The following is a 22,153-nucleotide window of genomic DNA, read 5'->3' as shown; positions in this document are numbered from 1 at the left end:
CCCCCAGCGCCCCACGGATTCGGAGCCCCGCCTGTGACAACCGCACAGATACACGAGCACGCCGCCCCGGCCACGGAGACGGTCCGCAAGGCGCTGTCCGAGGTCCTCGACCCGGAGATCCAGCGGCCCATCACCGACCTCGGGATGGTCAAGGAGATCACGGTGGACGCCGACGGCACGGTGCTGGTCGGCATCTACCTGACCGTCTCCGGCTGCCCACTGCGCGAGAAGATCACCGCGGACGCCACCGCCGCCGTGTCCGCGCTGCCCGGCGTGCGCGAGGTGCGCATCGAACTGGACGTGATGAGCGACGAGCAACGCACCAAACTGCGCAGAAGCCTGCGCGGTGACACGGACGAGCCGGTGATCCCCTTCGCCAGGCCCGGCTCACTGACCCGGGTGTACTGCGTCGCTTCCGGCAAGGGCGGGGTCGGGAAATCGAGTGTCACGGTCAACCTGGCCGCCGCCATGGCCTCCCGCGGGCTGTCGGTCGGCGTGCTGGACGCCGACATCTACGGCCACTCGGTTCCGCGCATGCTGGGAGTGACGGCCGGACCCACCCGCGTCGAGAAGATGATCATGCCGCCCCGGGCGAACGGGGTGAAGGTGATCTCCGTCGGGATGTTCACCTCGGGCAACGCGCCGGTGATGTGGCGCGGCCCACTGCTGCACCGTGCGCTGCAGCAGTTCCTCGGCGAGGGGTACTGGGGAGATCTCGACGTGCTCCTGCTCGACCTGCCACCCGGCACCGGCGACATCCCCATCTCCCTCGCCCAGTTGCTCCCCGAATCCGAGATCCTCGTGGTGACCACACCTCAGGCGGCCGCGGCCGAGGTCGCCGAGCGGGCCGGGGCCGTCAGCCTGCAGACCGGTCAGCGGGTGACCGGGGTGGTGGAGAACATGTCCTGGCTGCGGCTGCCGGACGGTTCGACGACGCGGCTCTTCGGCTCAGGCGGCGGCCAAACGGTCGCCCACTCGCTGTCCCTCGCGCTGGGCACGGAAGTCCCCCTGCTGGGTCAGGTGCCGATGGACCCGCTCCTCGGCGAGGCGGGCGACGCCGGTACGCCGCTGGTGCTGAGCAATCCCGAGGCTCCCGCAGCGGTGGCGCTCCGCGCAATCGCAGAGGGGCTGACCGTACGCCGGCGCGGTCTGGCCGGTTGCCGGCTCCCGGTCAGCCCGGCATGAACGGGCGCTCTTGGTGCCCTGAGCCCTGCTCACGGTCTTGGGCGGTGTCAGTAGACGTCACGGACGTAGCGATTCCACAAGGACACGCTGATCATTGTGGACGGCACTCTGTCCCCTACCCGCGACCACAGTGTCGCCGAGCAGTCGAGGAACTACAGGTACTCCACCCATCACCAGGTCGTCATCGACGCTGACACCCGTCGGATCGTCGCGATCGGGCGACCGGTACCGGGCAACCGCAACGACTGCAAACGACCATCACCGATGGGGCTACCCGGGCACCGGCCTCGTGATCCCGCGTCGACGCCCCGTCGACGGTGACCTGTGACTGGAAGAAGGAGAACAACAGCTCCCGCAAGCGCGTCCGAGGCCGTGTGGAGCACGTCTTCGCGCGGATGAAGACGTGGAAGATCCTGTGCGACTGCAGGCTCAAAGGTGCCGGCGTCCATCACGCCATGCTCGGTGTCGCCCGCCTGCACAACCTCGTCCAAGCCGCGTAGACGCACCATCGCGTCCGCTACCTGGCACGTCTCGGCATACCTGAAGATCAATTACGGGACACGACGTCAACCGTCAGGAAATGGGAAACCAGGCCGACAGACGCTTGGCAATGACCGGTACATCGACGTTGTCCTGCGCGACTTCCTCGACGAATGGTCCGGCAACGGAGACGGGCGGCGGCACGGTACTGACGCTGACGCCGTTGAACCGCAGGAATACACGCATGGCGAGCCAGGCGGTGCGCTTGTTACCGTCGATCAGCGCATGATTGCGGGCAACGGAATGCAGCAGTGCCGCCGCCTTCTCGTGCAGCGTGGGATATAGCTCGGCTCCGAACACGTTCGTCCGGGGTCGCTCGATCGCCGACACCAAAAGTCCCATGTCACGCACACTGTGCTCGGTACCGTTGACCGTGCGAGCAATGGCCAGGATCTCGTCGATCTGGATGTAGCGCACGTCCGTCACTTCAGGTAGTCCAGAATCTCCGCATCGCTGTTCATCAGCTCGGCCAAGACGTCATCGACCTTCAGCTCGGCCCGGTTCTGGGCGTCGCGGATGGCCTCGATGGCAAGTTCCTGTTTGCTGCGGCCCTCCCGACGAGCCCGCTCGGTGAGCTTCGCGTCGAGGTCGTCGGGGAGTCGGAGTGTCATCGCCATACAGAGATGATACCTGACCGGTATCAAGGGGCCCACGGATGATGCCTGACCGGTATCAAGGGGGCACGGTCGAGCCGCGTTCCCGGCCCCCAAGGAACGTGGGGCCGGGGGTCACTCGAACCGCCTGCGGCGGTTCAGCAGAGACTTCCGCTTCGACCGTCATCCAAGCGTCAAGAATCTCCGAACGACCCTCTGATGACGTCGCCGATGCAGGCACCTCGCTCACGAATCCGCAGGTCATCGAGCTACAAAGATCGATCCGTCCGCTCGAACCGCTGCACGGAGGAAAACAGGTCGAGCAACCCACCCGGACAACAAAAGCGCAGGTCAGGACCCCTTGCCCGCAGGTTCGAGAATCGCCACGCACTCCACGTGCGAGGTCATCGGAAACAGGTCGAACACCCGCAGCGTCCGCACCCGGTACCCGTGCTCGCGGAAGTACGCCAGGTCCCGCGCCAGGGCCGCCGGGTCGCAGGCGACGTAGGCGATGCGGCGCGCGCCGAGGCCGGAGACGTGCGCGACCGTGGACTTGCCGGCGCCGGCGCGGGGCGGGTCGAGGACGACGAGGTCGGTTTCGGTGATGCCGGTGCGGGGCAGCACGGACTCGACCTTGCCGTGTTCGATGCGGACCCGCGGCAGGTCCTGGAGGTTGTGGCGGGCGTCCTCCGCCGCGCGCTTGCCGGACTCGATGCCGAGCACCGCGCCCTTCTCCCCCACCCGTTGGGCGATGGCGCCCGCGAACAGGCCCACGCCGCAGTAGAGATCGAGCGCGGTGTCGCCCTTGCGGGGCATGAGTCCCTGCATCACGGCCTCGACGAGCGTCTGGGCCGCCTTCGGGTGGACCTGCCAGAAGCCGCCCATGCCGACGCGGTAGGTGCGGTCGTCGGCGCGTTCGCGGACGAAGGGGCGGCCGTGGACGCGGTGGACGCTGCCGTCGCCTTCGTGGACGCGCAGGACCGACACCGGCCTGTCGAGTTTCACGATCGGCAGCCGCGCGCCGGGCCTCGGGGTGAGGACCACCTGCCGGTCCTGGGAACCCGTCGCGGCGATGGCCTCGATCGAGGCCATGCCCTCCCAGTTCCGCTTCTCGACGCCGAGTTCGCCGACCCCGGGCGCCGCGATCATGCAGTGCTCGATCGGCTCCACCTCGTGGGAGCGGTGCCTGCGCAGCCCGGCGCGGCCCTGGTCGTCGACGGCGTACTGGACGCGGGTGCGCCAGGCCGGTACCTGCCCGGCGGGCAGTTTGTCGCCCTCCGCCGGCATGACGGTGCCGTCCCAGCCGGCCTCCTCCGGGGTCAGGCCCGCGAGCCGCTTGAGCTGCTCCGCGACGACCTCGCCCTTGAGGCGCCGCTGGGCGCCGGGCTTGGCGTGCTGCCAGTCGCAGCCGCCGCACCGTCCGGGCCCCGCGTACGGGCACGGGGCCTCGACGCGGTCCTTGGACGCCTCCAGGACGCGCACCGCGTCGGCGCGCAGATAGCGGGAGCCCTCCTCGCCCTCGGTGATCCGGGCGACGACCTTCTCGCCGGGGAGCGCGTGCCGGACGAAGAGGACCCGGCCGGCGTCGGTGCGGGCGATGCAGTGACCGCCGTGCGCGACGGGGCCGACCTCGACCTCGTACTCCTCCCCGACGAGCGAGGCATCGGAAGCGTTCGGCATGGCGGGGTGACTCCAGGGGGGTACGAGATCCGGGGGTACGAGAGGGGGCCGCCGTCGGTCCGCGCACGGCAGCCCCCCAGTCTACGCGGCCGGGAGGGTGCCCCTGCCGGTGCCGTCGGGGTTGCCCGCTCCCGCGATACGGCCCTCAGGTCCTGCCGCTGGGCTCCTTGGCCTGCTCGTTCACCGGCCCGCGCCGCACCGATCCGGGCGCGTTCCACTCCTGGCGCTTCTTCGCCCGCTTCTTCGCCAGCTCGGAGGACTGGAGCTGGTAGGGGACCGAGGTGACCATGACGCCCGGGGTGAACAGCAGCCGGCCCTTGAGGCGCAGGGCGCTCTGGTTGTGCAGCACATGCTCCCACCAGTGGCCGACCACGTACTCGGGGATGATCACGCTGACGGCGTCGCGGGGGCTCTCCCGCCGCAGGCTCTTCACGTACTCGACGATGGGCCGGGTGATCTCCCGGTACGGGGAGTGGAGGATCTTCAGCGGGATGTTGATGCCGCGCCGGTCCCACTCCTCCTTGAGGGCCGTGGTCTCCACCGGGTCGACGTCGATGCTGAGCGCCTCCAGCTTGTCGGAGCGCATCAGCTTGGCGTAGGCGAGGGCCCGCAGGGTGGGCCGGTGCACCTTGGAGACCAGCACGATGGAGTGGACGCGGGAGGGGCGCACGCTGTCGTCGCTGGGCTCGTCGGGGGCGGCGATCTCCTCCGACACCCGGTCGTAGTGGCGCCGGATCGCCGACATCGTCACGTAGAAGATCACCATGCCCAGCAGGGCCACCCAGGCGCCGTGCGTGAACTTGGTGACGAGGACGACGACCAGGACGAGGCCCGTGAAGAACGCGCCGAAGGCGTTGATCGCCCGCGAGCGGATCATGCGGCGGCGGGCGGCCCGGTCCCGCTCCGTCTTCAGATGCCGGTTCCAGTGCCGGACCATGCCGGTCTGGCTGAGGGTGAAGGAGACGAAGACACCGACGATGTAGAGCTGGATCAGCTTGGTGGAGTCGGCGTCGTACACCCAGACCAGCAGCATGGCCGCGCCGGCGAGCAGCACGATGCCGTTGGAGAAGGCGAGCCGGTCCCCGCGGGTGTGCAGCTGGCGCGGCAGGTAGCGGTCCTGGGCGAGGATCGAGCCGAGCAGCGGGAAGCCGTTGTACGCGGTGTTGGCCGCCAGGAACAGGACGAGCGCGGTGGCCGCGGCGAGGAGCACGAAGAAGAACGTCTGCTCGCCGAAGACGGCCGCCGCCACCTGTGAGATGACCGGGTCCTGGACGTAGTCGGGGCCGACCGGCCGGCCGTCGAGGATCAGGTCGTGGGCCGGGTTCTCGGCCATCCGGACGTTGCTGGCCATGGCCAGGCCGATGATGCCGCAGAACATGGTGACCGCGAGCAGGCCCATGAGCAGCAGCGTCGTGGCGGCGTTCCGGCTCTTGGGCTTGCGGAAGGCGGGCACTCCGTTGCTGATGGCCTCGACGCCGGTGAGCGCGGCGCAGCCGGACGAGAAGGCGCGCAGCAGCAGGAAGACCATGGCGAGGCCGGCCAGGCCCTGCTGCTCCGGTTCGATGTCGAACTCCGCGGTCGGGGCGCGCATGGTCTCGTCGAGGACGAGGCCCTTGAAGGCGCCCCAGGCGATCATGGTGAAGACGCCGAAGACGAAGATGTACGTGGGAATCGCGAAGAGCTTCCCGGACTCCCTCACCCCGCGCAGGTTCATCAGCGTCAGCAGCAGGATGATGGCGACGGCGCTGAGCACCTTGTGCTCGATCACGAAGTGGACCGCCGAGCCGAGGTTCTCCACGCCGGAGGAGATCGACACGGCCACGGTGAGGACGTAGTCGACGAGGAGCGCGCTAGCGACGGTGAGGCCCGCCCGCGGGCCGAGGTTGGTGTTCGCCACCTCGTAGTCGCCGCCGCCGCTCGGGTACGCGTGGACGTTCTGCCGGTAGGAGGCGACGACGGTGAACATCAGGACCACGACGGCGGCCGCGATCCAGGGGCTGTACTGGTAGGCCGACACACCCGCGATCGACAGGACGAGCAGCACTTCGCCCGGCGCGTACGCCACGGAGGACAGCGGGTCGGAGGCGAAGACGGGGAGGGCGATGCGCTTCGGCAGGAGCGTCTCGCCCAGCCTGTCGCTTCGCAGCGCCCGGCCGATCAGGATCCGTTTGGGCAGGTCGGTCAGTTTGGACACGGAGAGGATCGTAAGGGGTTCCTCGCAGCCCCGCCCACTCGCGGAGCCCTCCGCCACACGATCGCCCACCTGCGGCCACGCTGAGGCAACGGGTCCGCCACCGAGAGCGACGCCGTCTGCCCTACCGGCGGTATCGGCACCGCGGATGAGGGCAACGCGGGTGCCCCGGCATAAGCTCGTCTGGGGCGGCAACCGCACGCTGCGCCCCATCGTGGCCCGGCGGAGCCGGGAGAGAAGAGTGAGCAGGGTGTTTGCGCAGGTCATCGTGATGACCAGGACTGCGGGGTAGATAGGTGCACATCGTGATCATGGGCTGCGGGCGCGTGGGAGCAGCGCTCGCGCAGACCCTGGAGCGACAGGGGCACACGGTCGCCGTCGTCGACCAGGACCCCACCGCGTTCCGTCGCCTGGGCTCCGGGTTCGGGGGGCGCCGGGTCACCGGCGTCGGCTTCGACCAGGACACGCTCCGCGAGGCGGGCATCGAGGAGGCCGGCGCGTTCGCGGCGGTCAGCAGCGGGGACAACTCCAACATCATCGCCGCCCGGGTCGCGCGCGAGATGTTCGGCATCGAGAACGTCGCCGCCCGCATCTACGACCCGCGGCGCGCCGAGGTCTACCAGCGGCTGGGGATCCCCACGGTGGCGACGGTCCGCTGGACCGCGGACCAGATGCTCCGCCGGCTGCTGCCCTCCGGGGCCGAGGAGCTGTGGCGGGATCCGAGCGGCGCGGTCCAGCTCGCCGAGGTGCACACCTCCCCGGCCTGGATCGGCCACAAGGTGAGCCGGCTCCAGGAGGAGACCGGGGTGCGGGTCGCGTTCCTCACCCGCCTGGGCGAGGCGGTCCTGCCGACCTCACAGACCGTGCTGCAGGAAGGCGATCTGGTGCACGTGATGATGCGCACGGACGAGATCGAGAAGATCGAGGCGGCGTTCGCCCAGGGTCCCGAGGGGAGCGGTCACTGATGCGGGTCGCGATCGCCGGCGCCGGCGCGGTGGGTCGTTCCATCGCGGGAGAGCTGCTGGAGAACGGGCACGAGGTGCTCCTGATCGACAAGGCGCCCACCGCCATCTCGGTGGAGCGGGTGCCGCAGGCGGAGTGGCTGCTGGCCGACGCCTGTGAGATCACGTCGCTGGACGAGGCGGCGCTGCAGCGCTGCAACGTGGTGATCGCGGCGACGGGTGACGACAAGGTGAACCTGGTGGTCTCGCTGCTCGCGAAGACCGAGTACGGCGTGCCGCGTGTGGTGGCCCGGGTGAACAACCCCAAGAACGAGTGGCTGTTCAACGAGTCGTGGGGCGTCGACGTCGCGGTGTCCACGCCGCGGCTGATGTCGGCGCTGGTCGAGGAGGCCGTCAGCGTCGGCGACCTGGTGCGGCTGCTGCGCTTCAGCCACGGCGACGCCAACCTCGTCGAGCTGACCCTGCCGCCGGAGTCGGCGCTGGCCGGTACGCAGGTGGGCGACGTGGCGTGGCCCGAGGACACCTCACTGGTGACGATCATCCGGGGCCCCCGGGTGCTCACCCCGCACAACGAGGAGACGCTGGAGCCCGGCGACGAGCTCCTCTTCGTGGCCGCCCAGGCGCGCGAGGAGCAGTTGGAGGACCTGCTCTCGGTCCGCCGCGAGGGCCCGGCGGCCACGGGCTGACGGCGCGCGGGGCGGCGCGCGGCGGGGCGGGCCCGCAGGCCGCGGAGGCCCGGAGGTCGGGCCTCCGGGCGGCTACGCCTCGCCCTCGCGGGCCGCGGCCGCCTTGCGGGCCTCCTCGGCGCGCTCCTGCTCCTCCATCTCGGCGAAGACGTCGATGGGCGGCGGAGCCTTGGCCAGGAAGACCCAGGTCAGGTAGACCGCCAGCAGGAACGGCGGGAGCTTGAGCGCGACCAGGACCCAGCCGAGCTGCGTGGTGTCGGCCCACCAGTAGAGCGGGAAGAGGATCGCGCACTTGGCGAGCAGGATCAGGCCCCAGGCCCAGCTGGCCTTGGCATAGGCCTTCTTGCGGCCGGGGTTGCGGGTGCGCCAGGAGAGGTTCTCCTTGAAGACCGGCCCGAGGATGAGGCCGATCAGGGGGACGCCCGCCAGGGTCGTGATGATGTACGCCAGGGCGAGGCCCAGCGTGTACAGCATGCCCGGCAGGTAGAAGTCCTTCGCGTTGCCGGTCATCATCGCGAAGACGACACCGAAGGCGACACCGAAGACGCCGCTGAAGGCGTGCTTCACGGTGTCCCGGCGGACCAGCCGGACGGCGACCAGGACCAGCGACAGCCCGAGGGCCGCGATGGCCGAGACGTGCAGGTCCTTGTTGACCGTGTAGATCGTGACGAAGAGCAGTCCGGGCAGGATCGTCTCGACCGTGCCCCGGATACCGCCGAAGGCCTCGAACAGGGCCGCCTCGGTCACGGCCTTGGCGTGGCGGCCGTGGCCGTCGTCGCCCTGTTCCTGCGTGGTCGGCTTGTCGAGGGACGTCACCGGCTACTCCTGTCCGAGCGGTCGGAGCTCGTATTTGGGATTGAACAGCACCCGCCGGCCCTGGCTCATCGAGATCCTGCCGGAGGCGATCATCTTGCGGCCCGGTTCTATGCCCACGATGGAGCGCCGGCCCAGCCACACCACGTCCAGGGCCGCGGAACCGTCGAAGAGCTCCGCCTCCAGGGCGGGGACTCCGGCCCGCGGACGCAGGGTGACCGTGCGCAAGGTACCAGTCACCTTCACTATCTGCCGGTCGCCGCAGTCGCAGATGGGTGTGCAACCGGACGCCTGTGCGTCCTCCTTGAGCTCCGCGGACTCGAGTTCCTGCTGGGAGCTGGACAGGCGGTCGAGCATCCGACGGAAGCGGCCTGCCGGCTTCCCGTCGTTCCCGGAGCTGGGTACAGCACTCATGGTGAAAGCGTACCGGGGCGGTGTACGGGCACCGTCAGGAGATGGAACGGTACGGGGTGGTACTGGGGCGGTATGGGGCCGTCCCGAGCCCGCACGCGGCGGTACGGATCCGCCGGACCACGGGCCACGGACGACGGACCGTGCACCAGTGACCACGGACCGTGCGCCACGGACCGCTGACCGTGGACCACGAACCCATGAACCTTGGACCGCGGACCGCGAGTCACGGGCCCGCTCAGCGCTCGAACCGGTAGCCCATCCCCGGCTCGGTGACGAAGTGCCGGGGGTGCGAGGGGTCGGCCTCCAGCTTGCGGCGCAGCTGGGCCATGTAGACCCGCAGGTAGTTGGTCTCCGTGCCGTACGAGGGCCCCCACACCTCCTGGAGCAGCTGCTTCTGGCTGACCAGGCGGCCGGTGTTGCGGACCAGGACCTCCAGCAGATGCCACTCGGTCGGGGTGAGCCGTACGTCCTTGCCGTCGCGGTTGACCTTCTTCGCCGCGAGGTCGACGGTGAAGCCCTCGGTCTCGACGATCACGATCTCGTCCGCGTCGCCACCGGCCGGCTCGGCACGGCGCACCGCGGCCCGCAGCCGGGCCAGCAGCTCGTCCATGCCGAACGGCTTGGTGACGTAGTCGTCGGCGCCGGCGTCGAGGGCCTCGACCTTCTCGTCGGAGGTGTGCCGCGCGGACAGGACCAGGATCGGCACGCGCGTCCAGCCGCGCAGCCCCTTGATCACCTCGACGCCGTCCATGTCCGGCAGCCCGAGGTCGAGGACGACGACGTCGGGGTGCCGCGCCGCGGCGAGCTGCAGTGCCGCCGCGCCGTCGGGGGCGGCGTCGACCTCGTACTTGCGCGCCTTGAGGTTGATCACGAGGGCGCGCACGATCTGCGGCTCGTCGTCGACCACGAGCACTCGGGTCATCAGTGCCTTCCTTCCGTCTCTCGTCCGTCGTCGGGGCTGGTGTGCGGGGTGTCCGGGGTGTGCGCGGTGTGCGCGGTCAGCCGGTTGCCCGCGCGGGGACCCCGGGGCCCGGGGCGGCGGCGCCGGAGGCCGCCTGGAGGGTGAGGACCATCGTCAGGCCGCCACCGGGGGTGTCCTCCGCGGACAGTGTGCCGCCCATCGCCTCGACGAAGCCGCGTGCCACGGCGAGGCCGAGCCCGACCCCCGACCCGCGCGGAGCGTCCCCGTACCGCTGGAACGGCTCGAAGATGCGGTCCTTGGCCTCGTCGGGGACACCCCGGCCGCGGTCGGCGACGCGTACCTCGACCCGGCCGCCGTGGGCGCTCGCCGAGACCATGACGGGGGTGGCCTCGGGGCTGTACTTGACGGCGTTCTCGACGATGTTGGCGACGGCCCGCTCCAGCAGGCCCTTGTCCACGCCGACCATCGGCAGGGTCTCGGGGATGTCCAGCTCGACGCTGCCCTCCGGAACGCCCACGAGGGCCATCGGGACGACCTCGTCCAGGTCGATGTCACGGACGAGCGGGGTGACGGTGCCGGTCTGGAGCCGGGACATGTCGAGCAGGTTGCCGACGAGATGGGCCAGCCGGTCGGCGCCCGACTCGATCCCCTCGAGCAGTTCGGCCCGGTCCTCCTCGGACCACTCGACGTCGTCGGAGCGCAGCGAGGTGACGGCCGCCTTGATACCGGCGAGCGGGGTGCGCAGATCGTGGCTGACGGCGGCGAGCAGCGCGGTGCGGATGCGGTTGCCCTCGGCGAGTTTCCGGCCCTCCTCGGCCCGGTCCACGAGCCGCTGCCGGTCCAGGACGACGGCGGCCTGGGCGGCGAAGGCGCCGAGGACGCGCCGGTCCTCGGCGGGCAGGAAGCGGCCCGACAGCGCCAGCGCCATGTTCTCGCCCACGGGCATGTCCACGTCGGCGTCCTCGGGACGGCCCACGGGCCGGGGTCCGACGCTGCCCGCGCAGGTCCAGGGGTCCACGTCGCTCTGGCGTTCCAGCAGCGCCACGGACTCCATGCCGAAGGTCTCGCGGACCCGCTCCAGCAGGGCGCCGAGGGCCGTCTCGCCGCGCAGCACGCTGCCCGCGAGGAACGACAGGATCTCGGACTCGGCGCGCAGCCGGGCCGCCTGCTGCGTCCGCCGGGCGGCGAGGTCGACGACCGAGGCGACGGCTACGGCGACGCCGAAGAAGACCGCGATGGCGACGATGTTCTTCGGGTCGGAGATCGTGAACCGGTACAGGGGCGGCGCGAAGAAGTAGTTCAGCAGCATGGAGCCGAAGGCGGCGGACGCGAGGGCCGGCAGCAGGCCGCCGAGCAGCGCCGCGGCCACGGTCAGCGACAGGAACAGCAGCATGTCGTTGGCCAGGCCGAGGTTCGGGCTGACATTGGTCAGCAGCAGCGTCAGCACCACCGGGCCGGCGACCCCGACCAGCCAGCCCGCGATGCTCCGCGAGCGGCCGAGCCGCGCGCCGCGGGCCACCGGCAGCCCGCGTCCCTTGGCGGCCTCCTCGTGGGTGACGATGTGGACGTCCAGGTCGGGACCCGACTCACGGGCGACCGTGGCGCCCACCCCGGGGCCGAAGACGTACTGCCAGGCCTTGCGGCGGGACGAGCCGAGCACGATCTGGGTGGCGTTGACCCCGCGGGCGAACTCCAGCAGCGCGGAGGGGACGTCGTCGCCGACGACGTGGTGGAAGGTGCCACCGAGGTCCTCGACGAGGGTGCGCTGGAGTGCCAGCTCCTCGGGGGACGCCGAGGTCAGTCCGTCGCTGCGGGAGATGTAGACGGCGAGCACCTCGCCGCCCGCGCCCTTCTCCGCGAGGCGGGCGGCGCGCCGGATCAGGGTGCGCCCCTCGGGGCCGCCGGTGAGGCCGACGACGATGCGCTCGCGGGCCTGCCAGGTGGTGCGGATGTCGTGCTCGCCCCGGTACTGCCGGAGGTACTCGTCGACCCGGTCGGCGACCCACAGCAGGGCGAGCTCGCGCAGGGCGGTGAGGTTGCCGGGGCGGAAGTAGTTGGACAGGGCCGCGTCGACCTTGTCGGGCTTGTAGACGTTGCCGTGCGCCATGCGGCGGCGGAGCGCCTGCGGCGACATGTCGACCAGCTCGATCTGGTCGGCGCGGCGGACGACCTCGTCGGGGACGGTCTCCCGCTGGCGCACGCCGGTTATCGACTCGACGACGTCGCCGAGCGACTCCAGGTGCTGGATGTTGACCGTCGAGATCACGTCGACACCGGCGGCGAGGAGCTCCTCGACGTCCTGCCAGCGCTTGGTGTTGCGCGAGCCGGGCACATTGGTGTGGGCCAGTTCGTCCACGAGCGCGACGGCGGGCCGGCGGGCCAGCACGGCGTCGACGTCCATCTCGGTGAAGACGGCGTCCCGGTACACCAGTTCCCGGCGTGGGACCTGCTCCAGCCCGTGCAGCATCACCTCGGTCCGCGGCCGGTCGTGGTGCTCCACCAGACCGACGACGCAGTCCGTGCCCCGTTCGACGCGCCGGTGTGCCTCGGAGAGCATCGCGTAGGTCTTGCCCACGCCCGGTGCGGCCCCGAGATAGATCCGTAGCTTGCCGCGCGCCATGGCCTCATTGTCCTTCACCGGCAGCCGGGCACCGGCCGCCGCGCCCGCCGTGGACGCCCTGCCGACGCTACATCCGGGACATCGGACACATCGGACCGCTTGCTCCCCCGGGGGCGGTATTGACGCGATTCTGACGCGCCGCCGTCCCTCCCCGTGGCGCCCCGTCCCCCGCCCCGTCAGCCCGGCGCCCGTCCCGGCGCTCCCGGCGGCCGTGCGGACCGGGGATCAGGCCCCATGGTCCGGCCGCGGGACGGGCGCCGGGGCGGAAAGCGAACGGCGGTGGGCCGCACCCCGTCGGGGTGCGGCCCACCGCACGGCGCCACGGCCGCTTCGCCGTGGGGTACGTCCGCGTTCAGCGCACCTCGGTGATCTCCGGGCCGCGCTGCAGCTGTCCCATGCCGCCGGAGAACCGGGACGTCTCCTGATCCTCCTGCTGCACGCCCTCGGGCACCATCTGCGCGTCGTTCGGAAGCTTCAGCACGATCGGGTCGCGGGGTGCCATCGGCCCCTCGCCGCGGACCACCACCGTGTCCCGGAAGATCTGCTCCAGCAGACCGGCGGCCTGCGGCTGCACCGCGCCCTGGCCGGAGATCACTCCGCGCAGGAACCAGCGCGGTCCGTCCACGCCCACGAAGCGCACCAGCTGCACGCCGCCGGTGCCGTCGGGCAGCTGGACCGGGACCTGGGCCCGCAGTTCCCAGCCGAGGGGGCCCTCGACCTCGTCGATGACGCCGCCCTGCTGGGTGATGCCGGAGGCGATCTCCTCCCGGACCTCGCCCCAGATGCCCTCCTTCTTGGGGGCGGCGAAGGCCTGCAGCTGGATCGCGCTGTCGCGCAGCACGATCGTGGCGGCCACGATCGCGTCGCCCGCGACCTCCACGCGCAGCTCCATGCCCTCGACCCCGGGCACATGCAGTCCGCCCAGGTCGACGCGCCCCTCCTCGGGCCGTGAGACCTCGGAGACGTCCCAGGGGCCGTCGGGCCGCGGCGCCGGCGGGAGGTTCACCCGGCGGGGCCCGTCCGGCTCCGCCGCGTCGCCCGTGTCGAGCTCGTCGACGACCTGCTCGGCCTCGCCCGCCACGTCCGCTGACTCCCCAGCGGGACTGCTCTTCTTGCGACGTCCGAACACGTCACTGTCCTTCCCGGTCGGATACGACCGAAGCGTATCGATTCCCACCCTGTGAGCCGCCCGATCCGCCCACGGCGGCATGACCTCCGGTGGACCCGAAGCCCCCCTCGGCCCGCGCCGAGCCGGGAAGCTCCGCCACCTCGTGGAAGCGCACCTTCTCGACCTGCTGGACGACCAGTTGTGCGATCCGGTCGAACCGCTCGAACCGCACGCTCTCGCGCGGGTCCAGATTGACCACGATCACCTTGATCTCCCCACGGTACCCGGCATCCACCGTCCCCGGGGCATTCACGAGCGCCAGTCCGCAGCGGGCCGCGAGGCCCGATCGGGGGTGCACGAACGCCGCGTAGCCGTCCGGCAGCGCGATGGACACCCCGGTCGGCAGAACGGTGCGCTCGCCGGGTGCCAGCTCGGCGGCCCGGGTGGTCACCAGATCGACACCCGCGTCGCCCGGATGTCCGTATTGCGGAATCGGCACCTCCGGATCCACACGCCGGATGAGTACGTCGACGGGTTGGCGCATCAGGGGTTCACCTCGAAGGCGCGTGCGCGCCTGGCCTGGTCGGGGTCGGCCATGGCCGCCTGGATCTCCTCCGGGCGGCCGTTGTCGATGAAGTGGTCGACCTTGACTTCGATGAAGAGGGCCTCGGCACGGACGGCGACGGGCCCCTCCGGGCCGCCGATCCGCCCGGTCGCCCGGGAGTAGATCTTGCGGCCGGCGACCGCGGTCACCTCGGCCTCCAGGAACAGCACGGTGCCCACGGGGACGGGACGGACGAAGTCGGTCTCCAGCCGTCCGGTCACCGCGATCACCCGCAGCAGCCAGTTGAGCGAGCCGAGCGTCTCGTCGAGCGCGGTGGCCAGCACGCCGCCGTGGGCGAGGCCCGGTGCGCCCTGGTGGGCGGCGGTGACCGTGAACTCGGCGGTGAGACTGACGCCCTCGCCGGCCCGTGCCTCCAGGTGCAGCCCGTGGGGCTGTCCGCCACCGCAGCCGAAGCAGTAGTCGTAGTGCGCCCCGAGCAGCTCACCGGGGGCGGGCGCGTCGGGGTGCCGGACCGGCGCCGCGGCGTCGGCGGGAGGGGTCAGTGCAGTACTCACAGGCGCAGACCTTACCCGCGCGGCAACCTGCGGGTCGCGCCGTGCCAAGCTTGGATCCATGCAGCCCTCCGCCACCGAGTCCGGCACCCCCGCCACGCCCCGTTTCGACGAGCGCCTCACCGTCCCCCGCTCCTGGTGGCTGATCACCGTCCTGGTGGCGGTCTCGGGCGGCCTGGTCCTGCTGCCGCTGGGTACGGTGCCGATGCTGGGCGGACTGATCGCGGCGGGCGCGCTGGCGGCGGCCGGCGTGAGTTCGTACGGCTCCGCCCGGATCCGGGTGGTGGCGGACTCACTGGTCGCGGGCGACGCGCGGATCCCCGTCCCGGCGCTCGGCGAACCCGAGGTGCTGGACGCCGGGGAGGCCCGCGCCTGGCGTTCGTACAAGGCGGATCCGCGCGCCTTCATGCTGCTGCGCAGCTATGTGCCGACGGCGGTGCGGGTGCCGGTCACCGACCCGCAGGACCCGACGCCGTACCTGTACCTGTCGACACGGGACCCGCGGGGCCTGGTCGCCGCGCTGCAAGCCGTCCGGGGCGGCTGAGACGCGGCCGGGCGCTCGGCCCGGGGCGGACGGCGGTTCCCGGCGGTCTCCCGCGCACGGGCGGCAGCGCCCGGACGGCTGGGCGGCGGGCCGGGTGGGCGCCGCTGCACGCGGGCCTCGGCGGGCCCTGGACGGGCGAGCGCGGGTGCCCCGGGTGGAATAGTCCGCCTACGTGCGTGCACGCGCGTGCGCGGGCGTATGTGCGTACGCGGGCGTGTGTGCGCGGGCGTGCGGGCGCCCCCGTGCGCGGAATCAGCGGAGTCAACGAACACGCAGTCGGCGGACGCGACGGAGTCAACGAACGCGGAGTCGGCGGACGCGGCGGGGTCGGCCGGGTCAGCGGTCGAGTTCGCGGCGGAGTTCGACGGGAATGGTGTGCGGCAGCTCCCCGGGCTGTTCCAGCCGGGGCTGCGGCGGCAGCTCGTCCCAGGGGACCTGCCGGGCACGCAGGTCCTTGCGGATGCGCTCGGCGAGCTTCCTGGTGTCGCGCCGGTTCATCACGGCGCCGACGGCGGCACCGATCATGAACGGCATCAGGTTCGGCAGATTGCGGACCGTGCGCTTCATGATCTGCTGCCGGAGTTCGCGCTTCATCCGGCCGCCCAGGGCGGCGTTGATCGTCGCCGGGTCGGAGACGTCGATGCCGCGCTCCTCCGACCAGCTGCCGAGGTAGGCGGCCGAGCGCTCCCCGAGATTGCCGGGCGGGCGCCGGCCGTAGACCTCGTGCAACTCGGCGATCAGCTTGAGCTCGATCACCGCGACGCCGATGATCTCCGTCGCCAGCTCGGCCGGCAGTGCGGGCGGTACCGGCAGCATGGCCGCGGCACCGATCCCGGCGCCCACGGTCGATGTGCCTTTGGCCGCGCCCGCGACCAGTTTGTCCGCGATCTGCTCCGGGCCGAGGCCCGGGAACTGTGCCCGCAGGGTGGTGAGATCCCGGACGGGAATCCGCGGCGCGTACTCGATGAGCCGGTCGGCTACGAAGCCCAGCGTGGCCTTCGCGGCCTCGCCGCTCCTGCGCACGGCGGCCCCGCCGCTCCTGCGGACTCCCTGCCTGACCGCGTCCAGGCGCCGGGCCCTGGTCGGGGGCCCTTCCCGGGGTGCGGTCTCGGGCGAGGCCGGCCGGCCCCGCTCGTCGTCACGCGCGTCCGGAGAGGGCGGGTGGAGAGCGTCACCCCGCCCGTCCGAAGACATCCCGGCGTCCCGCGGGCCGGTACCGCCCGGATGTGGGTCCGGGCGACCCTTCCGGCCGAAGCGCCGCTTCGCCGGCCGGTCCGCCGGTCCGTCGTCTGCCACGGCCGGCCGGGCCTCAGTCGCAGTCGCGGCAGATCGGCTGGCCGTTCTTCTCGCGGGCCAGCTGGCTGCGGTGGTGGACCAGGAAGCAGCTCATGCAGGTGAACTCGTCCGCCTGCTTGGGCAGCACCCGGACGGCCAGCTCCTCGTTCGAGAGGTCCGCTCCGGGCAGCTCCAGGCCCTCCGCGGCCTCGAACTCGTCGACGTCGACCGTGGAGGTCGTCTTGTCGTTCCGGCGCGCCTTCAGCTCTTCGAGGCTGTCGGAATCGATGTCGTCGTCGGTCTTGCGTGGGGTGTCGTAATCCGTAGCCATGTCGCTCTCCCCCTCTGGGTGTTTGCGGTGTCTCCAGCGCACGTAACGCGTGAGAGGCCGGACTTGTGCCCGACCTGAGGCGGAGATTTTGCCTCACATCAAGGTCTGTTACTCAATCGACACCCAATCCGACCCCTCATGAGTGATCAGCTTGGATGGCGATCAGGACCGTACACGGTCCTAATGTCGCACTTCACGGGTGCCACCCCGTGTACTTCCCGTCATTCCGGCCCCCGGAAACCCGGACGTTCCCGGCGTTCCAGAGGGTCTTCGACGACGGAGAGTACATGGCCGGAAATTCGCCCATGTGATCGATCACACAGCCGACCTTCGCGTCCAGGCCCCGGGAATTCAGCGCAAAGCGAACAGAGACGTCCTCCCGGGGCCCACGGCGCCTCCGTCGGAGGTCCGGTGGCCCGGTCAGAGCGGCAGGGTGACGCGCATGACGAGACCGCCGCCCTCGCGCGGCTCCGCGATGATACGGCCCCCGTGGGCCCTCGCGACCGACCGTGCGATCGACAGGCCGAGTCCGACCCCCCGGTCACTGCCGGTGCGCTCCTGGCGGAGCCGCCGGAACGGCTCGAAGAGGTTGTCGATCTCGTAGCCGGGCACCACCGGGCCGGTGTTGGCCACCACCAGCACCGCCTGGCCGTGCTCGGCCTTGGTGGTGACCTCCACCCAGCCGCCGTCCGCGATGTTGTACCGCACCGCGTTCTGCACCAGGTTCAGGGCGATCCGCTCCAGCAGGACTCCGCTGCCCTGGACGACGGCGGGCGCGCGCTCCCCGCGGATCTCCACGCCCCCGGCCTCCGCCTCCGCCCTCGTCTGGTCCACGGCACGGCCGGCGACCTCGGCCAGGTCGACGGGCTTGCGCTCGACGATCTGGTTCTCGCTGCGGGCGAGCAGCAGCAGGCCCTCCACCAGCTGCTCGCTGCGCTCGTTGGTCGCCAGCAGGGTCTTCCCCAGCTGCCGTAGCTCGGCGGGGGCACCCGGGTCCGACAGGTGCACCTCCAGCAGGGTCCGGTTGATCGCCAGAGGGGTGCGCAGCTCGTGCGAGGCGTTGGCGACGAACCGCTGCTGCGCGGAGAAGGCCCGCTCCAGCCGCTCCAGCATCTCGTCGAACGTGTCGGCCAGCTCCTTCAGCTCGTCGTCCGGGCCGTCCAGCTCGATCCGCCGCGAGAGGTCGGTGCCGACCACCCGGCGGGCGGTACGGGTGATCTTGCCGAGGGGGGACAGCACCCGGCCGGCCATGGCGTAGCCGAACGCGAACGCGATCACGCTGAGGCCGAGCAGCGCGAAGAGGGAGCGGGTCAGAAGCTCGTCGAGGGCACGCTGGCGCTGCTCGGCGATGCACAGCTTCAGCGCCGCGTTGCGCTGGCCGTTGTCGACCAGGTCGTTGATACGGGGGCAGGTGGGGCTGGTGATCGTGACGTTCGCTCCCGGTGCGGCGCCGACCTCGACGGACTGCCGGATACCGTCGTGCAGCGCCTGCGCCGCCAGCAGGTAGATGATCGACAGCAGCAGGATGCCCGCGATCAGGAACATCCCGCCGTACAGCAGGGTGAGCCGTATCCGGATGGTGGGGCGCAGCAGGGGCCCGACGGGTTCTCTCGGGTCCCAGGTGGGCTTGGGGGGCGCGGTGGGGGGCGCGGGTGCCGTCGCCACGGTCAGATCCGGTAGCCGGAGCCCGGCACGGTGACGATCACCGGGGGCTCGCCGAGCTTGCGGCGCAGGGTCATGACGGTGACCCGGACCACGTTCGTGAACGGGTCGGTGTTCTCGTCCCAGGCCTTCTCGAGCAGCTGTTCGGCCGAGACGACCGCGCCCTCGCTGCGCATCAGCACCTCCAGCACGGCGAACTCCTTGGGGGCGAGCTGGATCTCCCGGCCCTCGCGGAACACCTCGCGGCGGTTGGGATCGAGCTTGATCCCGGCCCGCTCCAGGACGGGAGGCAGGGGCACGGTGGTGCGCCGTCCCAGCGCGCGCACCCGCGCGGTGAGCTCGGTGAACGCGAACGGTTTGGGCAGGTAGTCGTCCGCCCCGAGCTCCAGGCCCTCCACGCGGTCGCTGACGTCGCCGGAGGCGGTCAGCATCAGGACGCGGGTGGGCATGCCGAGTTCGACGATCCTGCGGCAGACGTCGTCGCCGTGCACGAGGGGGAGATCGCGGTCGAGGACGACCACGTCGTAGTCGTTGACCCCGATGCGTTCCAGTGCGGCGGCGCCGTCGTACACGACGTCGACCGCCATGGCCTCCCGGCGCAGTCCGGTGGCCACCGCATCGGCGAGCAGCTGCTCGTCCTCGACGACGAGTACGCGCACGAGGCTGGTCCTTCCTCTGTCACTGCCCGGTCCGTGTCCAGGGCAGGTCGACGGCGGCCCGGGTGGGTCGACGGTCGAATGTCGGTTCGTGGTGTCTCCATCCTGCCCCTTACGCGCGTAAACCGGCTGTAAGACGGAGAAGGCGCACCCCGGCGGCACCAGGAGTGCACCGGGAATTCACGGGATACCCGATGGAGTTGAGGTTTCCCCCGGGGTGGCCTTGGGGAGGACGAGTGCACACCCCGCGATCACGCCGTGTATGTGGCATGCCACACCCCGTCTCTCTGTCCCCAGAGGGTGCGCGTGATCCACCACCCGCCACCGACCCACGACGAGGGGGCGCAACCATGGACGCATTCACCGCAGGTCTTCTGCAGCGCATCAAGACCACGGAGACCGACCTCACGCGGGCCCGCGAGGACGGCGACGACTTCCTGGCGGAGGTCGAGCAGGCCGAGCTCGAGGACCTGCACCGTCTCGCGGCGGAGCACGGCGTCAAGGTCGGCGCCGTCGGCGTCTGACCGGCCGGCGAGGGGCCCGGTGCCGTCCGGCGGCGCCGGGCCCCTCACGCACGTACGGGGGACCGTGCGGTCGCGCCGGGCAGCGGCCCAGCGGGTGTGCGGGTGTGCTGGTGGCTCAGTCGTGCCAGGCGCCCAGGTCGTCGAGCAGGCGCTGGAGGGGCGTGAAGACGCCGGGGGACGCCGCGACGGCCAGGTCCCCGGACGGCGGCCGGCCCGGGCGTGACCCGGTCAGGGCTCCCGCCTCGCGGGCGATGAGGTCCCCGGCCGCGAGGTCCCAGGGGTGGAGGCCGCGCTCGTAGTAGCCGTCCAGACGGCCGGCGGCGACGTCGCACAGGTCCACCGCGGCGGAGCCGCCGCGCCGGATGTCGCGGAGCTGCGGGATCAGCCGCCGGGCCACTTCCGCCTGGTGGCGGCGCACCGGCTCCACGTAGTTGAAACCGGTGGAGACCAGTGCCTGGTCCAGCGGCGGGGCGGGCCGGCAGCGCAGCCGGCGGTCGCCGCAGAAGGCGCCGCCACCGCGCACGGCCCGGTACGTCTCGCCGCGCATCGGCACCTCGACGACGCCGGCGACGGTCTCGCCGTCCCGCTCGGCCGCGATGGAGACGGCCCACGTCGGCAGGCCGTAGAGGTAGTTCACGGTGCCGTCGAGCGGGTCCACGATCCAGCGGACGCCGCTCGTGCCCGCCGCGGACGCGCCCTCCTCGCCGAGGAAGCCGTCGTCGGGCCGGGCGTCGGCGAGAAATCCGGTGATCAGCCTCTCCGCGGCGATGTCCATCTCGGTCACGACGTCGATCGGGCTGGACTTGGTCGCGGCCACGGCGAGGTCGTCGGGTCTGCCGTCCCGCAGCAGCTCACCCGCCCTGCGCGCGGCCTCCAGCGCCAGGGACAGCAGCTCGTCGAGCAGGGGGTCGGACAGGGAGTCGGGCAGGGGGTCGGTCACGGAGTGGCTCCCAGGTGCGTGGCTGTGTCGTGTACCGGGACGCGTGCCGCGACCGCGGCGCGCGTCCCTGTTCCGTCGTCGGGCGGGCCGTCGTCGGGCGGGCCGTCCGCGGGCGGGCCTCCGCACCCGGACGTCGATGCGCGGGCGGCCCGCGCCGGGCGGCCCTCATGTGCCGTCGACCCGTCGGCGTACGCCCGCGCGCCGGTCGGGCGCCCGCGTGCCGGTCAGGCGTACGGGCTGTCCGCGCCGGCCGCCGCGGGGCGCTCGGACCTGGCGGGGCAGCATCCGATCGGGCACAGGTCGTGGGACGGCCCCAGCTCGCCGAGCGCACACCGCTCCACCGCCTTCCCCCGCTCGGCCGCCGCACGCTCCAGCAGCAGGTCGCGGATCGCGGCGGCGAAGCGCGGGTCCGCACCGACGGTCGCCGACCGGCGGACCGGCAGCCCCAGCTCCGCCGCCTTGGCGGTGGCCTCGGTGTCCAGGTCGTACAGGACCTCCATGTGGTCCGAGACGAAGCCGATCGGCACCATCACGGCCGCCGGCACCCCCTCGCCGTGCAGCTCCTCCAGGTGGTCGCAGATGTCCGGCTCCAGCCAGGGGATGTGCGGGGCGCCGCTGCGCGACTGGTACACGAGCCGCCACGGGTGGGCGACGCCGGTCTCCTCGCGGACCGCGTCCACGATCACCCGCGCCACGTCGAGGTGCTGCTTCACGTACGCGCCGCCCCGGCCGTGCTCGGCGACCGGGCCCGAACCGTCCGCCGCCGCGTCCGGGATGGAGTGGGTGGTGAACGCCAGATGCGCGTCGGCCCGCACGTCCTCGGGCAGGTCGGCGAGCGAGGCGAGCACGCCCTCCACCATCGGGCCGATGAAGCCCGGGTGGTTGAAGTAGTGCCTCAGCTTGTCGACACGCGGCAGCGGAAGCCCCTCGGCCTCCAGCGCGGAGAGCGCGTCCGCGAGGTTCTCCCGGTACTGGCGGCAGCCCGAGTAGGAGGCGTACGCGCTGGTGGCGAGCACCGCCACCCGGCGGCGCCCGTCCAGGACCATCTCCCGGAGGGTGTCGGTCAGGTACGGCGCCCAGTTCCGGTTGCCCCAGTAGACCGGCAGGTCGAGCCCGGCGCCCGCGAAGTCCTTGCGCAGCGCGTCCAGCAGCGCCCGGTTCTGGGCGTTGATCGGGCTGACCCCGCCGAAGAGGAAGTAGTGCTGACCGACTTCCTTCAGGCGTTCCTTGGGGATGCCGCGGCCACGCGTCACGTTCTCCAGGAACGGGACCACGTCGTCCGGTCCCTCGGGGCCGCCGAAGGAGAGCAGCAGCAGGGCGTCGTAGGGGGCGGGGTCACGGGGGGCGGGAGCGTGCTGTTCGGCCATGGTGTGATCCTCCCACCAGCCTCG

General features: G+C 71.7%; 22 protein-coding genes and 1 pseudogene. 6 read left to right on the top strand and 17 right to left on the bottom strand.

Annotated elements, in window-relative coordinates:
* Nucleotides 1–33 precede the first annotated feature (33 nt).
* On the top strand, nt 34–1,185 hold the full coding sequence (locus DDW44_RS23685; protein ID WP_208648003.1) for an Mrp/NBP35 family ATP-binding protein: 1,152 nt from the start codon (nt 34–36) through the stop codon (nt 1,183–1,185).
* A 69-nt stretch (nt 1,186–1,254) separates the two neighbouring features.
* Nucleotides 1,255–1,685, top strand: a pseudogene (locus tag DDW44_RS23680) (transposase); the annotation flags it as partial.
* Between the two features lie 73 nt (nt 1,686–1,758).
* Here the strand turns inward: DDW44_RS23680 and DDW44_RS23675 are convergent.
* From DDW44_RS23675 to DDW44_RS23660, 4 genes are all read right to left on the bottom strand, one after another.
* On the bottom strand, nt 1,759–2,151 hold the full coding sequence (locus tag DDW44_RS23675; protein WP_108907652.1) for a type II toxin-antitoxin system death-on-curing family toxin: 393 nt from the start codon (nt 2,149–2,151) through the stop codon (nt 1,759–1,761).
* On the bottom strand, nt 2,148–2,342 hold the full coding sequence (locus DDW44_RS23670; protein WP_027733168.1) for a ribbon-helix-helix protein, CopG family: 195 nt from the start codon (nt 2,340–2,342) through the stop codon (nt 2,148–2,150). The genes DDW44_RS23675 and DDW44_RS23670 overlap by 4 nt, the downstream gene beginning before the upstream one ends.
* Nucleotides 2,343–2,669: 327 nt before the next feature.
* On the bottom strand, nt 2,670–3,998 hold the full coding sequence (locus DDW44_RS23665) for a class I SAM-dependent RNA methyltransferase (protein ID WP_108907651.1): 1,329 nt from the start codon (nt 3,996–3,998) through the stop codon (nt 2,670–2,672).
* Between the two features lie 145 nt (nt 3,999–4,143).
* Nucleotides 4,144–6,192: an APC family permease gene (locus tag DDW44_RS23660; protein ID WP_018888429.1), complete on the bottom strand. Its 2,049-nt coding sequence runs from the start codon at nt 6,190–6,192 to the stop codon at nt 4,144–4,146.
* A gap of 293 nt (nt 6,193–6,485) precedes the next feature.
* Here DDW44_RS23660 and DDW44_RS23655 point away from each other — a divergent pair, with 293 nt between their 5' ends.
* Complete coding sequence (locus tag DDW44_RS23655) at nt 6,486–7,154, top strand: potassium channel family protein (RefSeq protein ID WP_017946582.1); 669 nt, start codon at nt 6,486–6,488, stop codon at nt 7,152–7,154.
* On the top strand, nt 7,154–7,837 hold the full coding sequence (locus tag DDW44_RS23650) for a potassium channel family protein (RefSeq protein ID WP_017946581.1): 684 nt from the start codon (nt 7,154–7,156) through the stop codon (nt 7,835–7,837). Before DDW44_RS23655 ends, DDW44_RS23650 begins: the two co-directional genes overlap by 1 nt.
* A gap of 72 nt (nt 7,838–7,909) precedes the next feature.
* Here the strand turns inward: DDW44_RS23650 and DDW44_RS23645 are convergent, their stop codons facing one another.
* The 7 genes from DDW44_RS23645 to DDW44_RS23615 form a co-directional block, all read right to left on the bottom strand.
* Nucleotides 7,910–8,653: a DUF3159 domain-containing protein gene (locus tag DDW44_RS23645; protein ID WP_017946580.1), complete on the bottom strand. Its 744-nt coding sequence runs from the start codon at nt 8,651–8,653 to the stop codon at nt 7,910–7,912.
* Nucleotides 8,654–8,656: 3 nt separating this feature from the next.
* Nucleotides 8,657–9,064 carry an OB-fold nucleic acid binding domain-containing protein gene (locus DDW44_RS23640; protein ID WP_078503378.1) on the bottom strand — a complete coding sequence of 136 codons (408 nt, stop codon included), beginning with the start codon at nt 9,062–9,064 and terminating at the stop codon, nt 8,657–8,659.
* Nucleotides 9,065–9,299: 235 nt separating this feature from the next.
* Nucleotides 9,300–9,986: a response regulator gene (locus DDW44_RS23635; RefSeq protein WP_018888427.1), complete on the bottom strand. Its 687-nt coding sequence runs from the start codon at nt 9,984–9,986 to the stop codon at nt 9,300–9,302.
* A 76-nt stretch (nt 9,987–10,062) separates the two neighbouring features.
* A complete protein-coding gene (locus DDW44_RS23630; RefSeq protein WP_108907650.1) occupies nt 10,063–12,606 on the bottom strand; it encodes a sensor histidine kinase in 2,544 nt (847 codons plus the stop codon).
* Between the two features lie 352 nt (nt 12,607–12,958).
* Nucleotides 12,959–13,735 carry a DUF3710 domain-containing protein gene (locus tag DDW44_RS23625; RefSeq protein WP_026165086.1) on the bottom strand — a complete coding sequence of 259 codons (777 nt, stop codon included), beginning with the start codon at nt 13,733–13,735 and terminating at the stop codon, nt 12,959–12,961.
* 1 nt (nt 13,736) lies between these two features.
* Nucleotides 13,737–14,258, bottom strand: a complete 522-nt coding sequence (gene dut, locus DDW44_RS23620) for a dUTP diphosphatase (RefSeq protein ID WP_018888424.1) — start codon at nt 14,256–14,258, stop codon at nt 13,737–13,739.
* Complete coding sequence (locus DDW44_RS23615) at nt 14,258–14,833, bottom strand: PaaI family thioesterase (protein ID WP_108907649.1); 576 nt, start codon at nt 14,831–14,833, stop codon at nt 14,258–14,260. Before DDW44_RS23615 ends, dut begins: the two co-directional genes overlap by 1 nt.
* 58 nt (nt 14,834–14,891) lie before the next feature.
* Between DDW44_RS23615 and DDW44_RS23610 the strand changes: the two genes are divergently transcribed.
* Complete coding sequence (locus tag DDW44_RS23610; RefSeq protein ID WP_017946573.1) at nt 14,892–15,374, top strand: DUF3093 domain-containing protein; 483 nt, start codon at nt 14,892–14,894, stop codon at nt 15,372–15,374.
* Nucleotides 15,375–15,710: 336 nt separating this feature from the next.
* Here the strand turns inward: DDW44_RS23610 and DDW44_RS23605 are convergent, their stop codons facing one another.
* From DDW44_RS23605 to DDW44_RS23590, 4 genes are all read right to left on the bottom strand, one after another.
* Nucleotides 15,711–16,670 carry a hypothetical protein gene (locus DDW44_RS23605; protein WP_108907648.1) on the bottom strand — a complete coding sequence of 320 codons (960 nt, stop codon included), beginning with the start codon at nt 16,668–16,670 and terminating at the stop codon, nt 15,711–15,713.
* Nucleotides 16,671–16,683: 13 nt separating this feature from the next.
* Nucleotides 16,684–16,980, bottom strand: coding sequence for a DUF4193 domain-containing protein (locus DDW44_RS23600; RefSeq protein WP_017946571.1), 297 nt, complete (start codon nt 16,978–16,980; stop codon nt 16,684–16,686).
* A gap of 420 nt (nt 16,981–17,400) precedes the next feature.
* The gene (locus DDW44_RS23595; protein WP_027734027.1) at nt 17,401–18,645 is read right to left on the bottom strand and encodes a sensor histidine kinase; all 1,245 of its coding nucleotides are present in this window, start codon (nt 18,643–18,645) and stop codon (nt 17,401–17,403) included.
* A 2-nt stretch (nt 18,646–18,647) separates the two neighbouring features.
* A complete protein-coding gene (locus tag DDW44_RS23590; protein ID WP_017946569.1) occupies nt 18,648–19,301 on the bottom strand; it encodes a response regulator transcription factor in 654 nt (217 codons plus the stop codon).
* A gap of 347 nt (nt 19,302–19,648) precedes the next feature.
* Here DDW44_RS23590 and DDW44_RS32170 point away from each other — a divergent pair, with 347 nt between their 5' ends.
* Nucleotides 19,649–19,822 carry a hypothetical protein gene (locus DDW44_RS32170; RefSeq protein ID WP_018888420.1) on the top strand — a complete coding sequence of 58 codons (174 nt, stop codon included), beginning with the start codon at nt 19,649–19,651 and terminating at the stop codon, nt 19,820–19,822.
* A 115-nt stretch (nt 19,823–19,937) separates the two neighbouring features.
* Here the strand turns inward: DDW44_RS32170 and DDW44_RS23585 are convergent, their stop codons facing one another.
* Nucleotides 19,938–20,738, bottom strand: coding sequence for an inositol monophosphatase family protein (locus DDW44_RS23585; protein WP_108908918.1), 801 nt, complete (start codon nt 20,736–20,738; stop codon nt 19,938–19,940).
* A gap of 248 nt (nt 20,739–20,986) precedes the next feature.
* Entirely contained in the window at nt 20,987–22,129 is a 1,143-nt protein-coding gene (locus DDW44_RS23580; RefSeq protein ID WP_018888419.1) for a ferrochelatase, read from the bottom strand.
* Between the last annotated feature and the right edge of the window lie 24 nt (nt 22,130–22,153).

This window comes from Streptomyces tirandamycinicus (genome assembly GCF_003097515.1).
Classification (GTDB): domain Bacteria; phylum Actinomycetota; class Actinomycetes; order Streptomycetales; family Streptomycetaceae; genus Streptomyces; species Streptomyces tirandamycinicus.
This window is presented reverse-complemented; position numbering and strand designations above follow the sequence as displayed.